Source organism: Streptomyces sp. NPDC028368, from assembly GCF_055565615.1.
The window spans coordinates 1-4,494 of the sequence record NZ_JBVHTY010000043.1; the positions used below are offsets into that span (position 1 = coordinate 1).

At 66.8% G+C, this 4,494-nt stretch carries 6 protein-coding genes; 4 read left to right on the forward strand and 2 right to left on the reverse strand.

Annotated elements, in window-relative coordinates:
* Nucleotides 1-217: 217 nt before the first annotated feature.
* The 4 genes from ACZ4S3_RS40230 to ACZ4S3_RS40245 all read left to right on the forward strand — a co-directional run bounded on the left by ACZ4S3_RS40230 (nt 218) and on the right by ACZ4S3_RS40245 (nt 3,593).
* Complete coding sequence (locus ACZ4S3_RS40230) at nt 218-658, forward strand: hypothetical protein (RefSeq protein ID WP_467943763.1); 441 nt, start codon at nt 218-220, stop codon at nt 656-658.
* 218 nt (nt 659-876) lie between these two features.
* Nucleotides 877-1,401, forward strand: a complete 525-nt coding sequence (locus ACZ4S3_RS40235) for a carbohydrate-binding module family 14 protein (RefSeq protein ID WP_467943764.1) — start codon at nt 877-879, stop codon at nt 1,399-1,401.
* Nucleotides 1,402-1,685: 284 nt separating this feature from the next.
* A complete protein-coding gene (locus tag ACZ4S3_RS40240; RefSeq protein ID WP_467943771.1) occupies nt 1,686-3,080 on the forward strand; it encodes a Tat pathway signal protein in 1,395 nt (464 codons plus the stop codon).
* A 39-nt stretch (nt 3,081-3,119) separates the two neighbouring features.
* Nucleotides 3,120-3,593: a TrmO family methyltransferase domain-containing protein gene (locus ACZ4S3_RS40245; RefSeq protein ID WP_467943766.1), complete on the forward strand. Its 474-nt coding sequence runs from the start codon at nt 3,120-3,122 to the stop codon at nt 3,591-3,593.
* Between the two features lie 17 nt (nt 3,594-3,610).
* On the opposite strand, the gene ACZ4S3_RS40250 is transcribed toward ACZ4S3_RS40245, so the two are convergent.
* Both ACZ4S3_RS40250 and ACZ4S3_RS40255 read right to left on the reverse strand, forming a co-directional pair.
* Nucleotides 3,611-3,919, reverse strand: coding sequence for a GNAT family N-acetyltransferase (locus tag ACZ4S3_RS40250; protein ID WP_467943768.1), 309 nt, complete (start codon nt 3,917-3,919; stop codon nt 3,611-3,613).
* Between the two features lie 41 nt (nt 3,920-3,960).
* On the reverse strand, nt 3,961-4,494 hold a 534-nt coding region (locus ACZ4S3_RS40255), incomplete at its 5' end, for a hypothetical protein (protein WP_467943770.1).

The window sequence follows — 4,494 nt, forward strand, 5'->3', positions numbered from 1 at the left end:
CGACCTGACCGACCGAGCGGTCACCGCGCCGGCACAGCTCGACGATCTCGGCCTTGAACTCCGGCGTGAACGAACGGCGAGGCCGAGGCTTCTTCCTCCCCATGCTCTCCATGATGGACATCCTCCCGGGGCAGAACCCCTGATCTCAGATGTCCGTCAAAGCGCATCAAGCCCAGTCGACCGCGACCCGGGCCTGACAGACGCATGGTGGGACGACGTGCGTACGGCGCTCGGGAACCTGGCCCGGCACGAGACGAGCCGGGTATGCGTCCAGCAGCGTCACCTCTCCGGGCGGATCGGGGAGTTGTACGGCGACCAGGTCGACACGACAGCGGCGGAGTGGACGTGCGCACACGGCGACGTCGGATACGCCAACCTCACCGCTGCCCCGCTCACCTTGCTCGATTGGGAGGACTGGGGGCTGGCGATTGCCGGCTGGGACGCGGCCTGTCTGTGGTCAGCCTCGCGGTCGGTCCCCGCCCTGGCCGCCAGTGTTCTCAACGAGTTCGCTGATGTCCTCAACACCCGGACCTGTCGGCAGTCGCGGCTGATGCTGTGTGCGAACGTGGCATGGGCGTACCGGCGGACGGGGAAGGCAGGGCCGCTGACCGGCGCCATGGAGGCCGCGGCCTCCGAACTGCTGGCCTCCCCGGGTTGAACGCCGGCGAGCGGATGAACTCCTCAGTGCCACGTCTAGGGACTGTCCGGTGGGTCGGTGAGGCGTCGTCCGGGAGGTTCCCATCGACCTTGCTGGCCGAAATCTCTCTGGTTACCGAGCGCATCCGATCAGTAACGTCGCGCCGGGCGCGTATGAGTGATCGTTGTTCGGGAAGGGATCTGATGCTTCGTCGTCTCGCCGTAGGTTTAGGCGTCACCATGCTCGCCGTAGGCGGACTGGCCGCGCCGGCCCAGGCCGCCACTCCAGCGGCTTCCCCACAAGCAGGCTCCGCCTGCGACACGGACGAACTGACCCCCTACGGCGGGGACTCGGGGAAGTTCATCCAGTGCTCCAACGGCGTCCCATACGTCATGAATTGCCCTGAAGGGACCGAGTACAACAACGAGCTGCAGGTCTGCGACTGGCCCGCGGACGTCCCTGTCATCGCGACGGAGCTGACGGCCGGCGAGGCCCAGCTGAGCGCCCTTCCCCTCGGCGTGCAGAACCTCAACGCCACCGTCACCTACGGCGGCAAGCCACTGGTCGGTGCCCCGGTCACGTTCACCAGCGCCAGCGGCGAGACGCTGTGCACGGCCAACACCGACGGCACCGGACGCGCCGCCTGCGATGCCGACGGCCTGCTCTCCACCGCGGAAGAACTCCTCGGCGGCTACACCGCCACCTACGCCGGTATCCCGACCATTACCGGCTCCACCGGCGAGGGCACCGTCACCCTCCTGTAGAACCCCGCAGCACTGAAGGCTGTCCGGCGGGTCACCTGACGGGCCCGTCGATGGATCGTTTCCCTCGATGCGGTCCGGAGCGATCTTTGCCGCAGTTCGCTTCTGGCTGCGGTGGTGACTCGCCGGACAACACACCTAGGGGCTCAGGCAGGTTGGCATTCCGCCATCTCGACTGGATCAAGGGTCAGTTGAGCACTACGTTGGATCTGCGCCCGTCCCGGAACTGCTTCGGGGCGGGTCCGGTCAATGTGGTCAAAGATCGCTTTCAGTGGCGGGGGCGCAGGATGGCGCGCGAGAGAAACGAGCGGCTTGCCGCACTTCTCCTGGAAGCCGGCTGGTCGCGAGCGCAGGCCGCCGCCGCATACAACCGGGTCGCCGTTGAGACGCTGAATGGCGAGGTGCGGGAGAACTCCAAGATCGGACGCTCCCACGTGAGCATGTGGGTGGGAGGCGTTCAGCCGTCGGGGATCGCGCCCGCTATCTTGTGCCAGGCGCTGTCCCGTCGTTTGAAGCGTGAGATCACGCCACAAGAGATCGGGTTCGCAGCTTCCACCTCGCCAGCGCAGGAGGCGCTGGACTGGCGCGTCGATCCATTGATCGCGCTGAACGACTTGGGGAGTGGCGTGGACACTGACCGGCGTCGGCTGTTGGCGGGCGGGGTGTACTCCGCGGCGGCACTGATTCTTCCGGATGAGCCGTGGTGGGACGCTATGGCCCAACCGTCGGCTGAGGAGTCGCCGGCGGGCAAACGCGTGGGCCGCGGAGACGTCGAGACCGTGCGGGAGCTGACCCAGGCGTTCTCGCGCATGGATCAGCGACGCGGAGGCGGACACGGCCGACGCGCGGTCGACGAGTATCTAAAGACCGAAGCGCTCGACTTCCTCCAGGGCCGCTTCGCCAACGACCAGACGCGGCGCGCGATGTTCTCTGCCTCCGCCGAGCTTGCGTACGTGTCGGGCTGGATGGCGTTCGACAACAGCGAGCACGCGGTCGCGCTCCAACGCTTCAACACCGCGGTCAAGCTGGCTGCCCGGTCCGGCGACGCGCCCCTGAGCGGGCACATCCTGCGGGCCATGGCGCACCAGGCACTCGACATGGGTTTTCGACGCGAAGCCCTCCAGATCGCGCAGGCTTCAGTGCACGGCGAGCGGTACGCGGCCGTCACCCCCCCCCGCGAGCGAGCGCTCCTCGGCGTAGTGCACGCGCGGACCCTCGCCGCGAACCGCCACAACCATGATGCGGCGCGGGCCCTGCTGTGCGCTGAGGATGATCTGTCTAATGCCCACGACGGGATCAGGGAGCCGGACCGGACGTTCTTCTTCGGCGAGGCTTCCTTGGCGCACGAGACTGCATGCACGCTGCGGGACCTCGGCAATCATCAGCGGGCGGTCAAGGAGTTCCGGCGCTCTGTGCGTACGCGCGGGGCTGCGTTTCGGCGCACGCATACGATCACCCTTGGGTACATGGGCGCGACGCAGATCGCCCAGGGCGGCATCGAGGAAGCGTGTGCAACGTGGACCAGCGTCCTGGACGCGATGGAGGAGGGGATCTACTCCGGCCGGGCCCGGCAGAGGGTCGTAGACATGCGGCAACTGCTATCGCCCTACCGTAAGCGTGGCATCCCCGCGGTGGGCGTGCTTGATGCCCGCGCGGCTTCGTACCTGGCCCAAGTAGATTGATCACACGTGTCGCTGAGATCGAGTCGAAGGGCTGGGGCCATGGCTTTGGAGATCAAGCCGATCGGGGAAGTTGTCGCGGGCCGAACCGAGGTAGCTGATGACTACTGGGGCGGCGTCGAGTCGGTGATCCAGCTGGACGAGACCGAGTTCCCCACCGACTCCGTGCAGGGCCTGGAGGAGTTCTCCCACTTGGTGGTCGTGTGGCACTTCGACCATGCATCACCAGATGATGTCGAGTACCACGCCCGCAGCCCGCGGGGTAACACGCAGTGGCCGGCCACAGGGACGTTCGCTCATCGCAATCACCGGCGTCCCAACCAGCTGGCGCAGAGCTTCCCGCGCTTGCTGGAAGTCGACGGCCTTCGTCTCCGGGTGACCGATCTGGATGCGGTGGTCGGCACGAAGATCTACGACGTGTCGCCGTTCTTCGCCGAGATGGGGCCGCGCGGCCCGGTCCATGAGCCCGCCTGGCCCGGTGAGATGCTGGCCGACTACTGGGCAGACAAGGCGTGATAGCGGCGTAGTCGGTATCAACGGCCCTCCCGCGATCTGGAGTGGCTGTGATCCGTGCTGTCCTCCAGATCGTCTTGGTAGACGATTGCGACGGCCCGCATGCCGAGGGCTTCGTAGAAGGCCTGGCCGCCTTGGTTACGGGGCGAGCAGTGGACGATGAGCGGCCCGATTTTCTGCTCGCGTGCCCACGCGCGGACGCACTCGACCAGCGCGCGTCCTTCGCCTTTGCCGCGGTGCTCGGGGGCGACCCATATCTCGTGGATCACGCAACATCCCCGGTCGTCGGGTCCGGCGATGATGTAGCCGTGGGCGGTGTGGTGCTTCATCCCGCCAGGCGGTGCGGGACGTTCGGGATCGAACGGCACGACTAGGCCTCCGTCTTCAACGGGCGCTCCGCGTGGTCGGCCCACGCGGCCGCTTGCTCGGTGAGCATGTGCAGGTGCTCGTCCACCCTGGACCCGTCGTTGGCGTAAGCGGCCTCGGTGAGCGCCTGGTGTGGACGCATGGCACACCTCAGCTCGTCGGCGTCGCACCGTATGGCAGCTTTGCCTCGGCCCTCCTCGTACTTCTCCTGCATCTCCTCGTCGAGTCGGTCGGCGATGAACGTGTAGAGCTGGGTGCCGGCCTGCTGACTCACGGCGGGGCCTTTCCCTTCCGACTGGGCGGTCTTGTGGCCGTACTCGGGACCTTTGGCGAAGGGGTCGCGTTTGTTCCTCTTCGCTGCGCGGGCGTACCCCCTGCGGGGGATTGGGGAGGCCCCGTTGTGTCTCGACCTTGCCCAGTACTCGCGGTGGAATGCGGATTCAGCCCTAGTGACCTGAGTCAGAGATTCGGTGGCAGTAGGCGGCGATTTTGTCGAGGATTTCGTCGGCTGTTTTCGTCCAGGTGAAGGGTCTGGGTT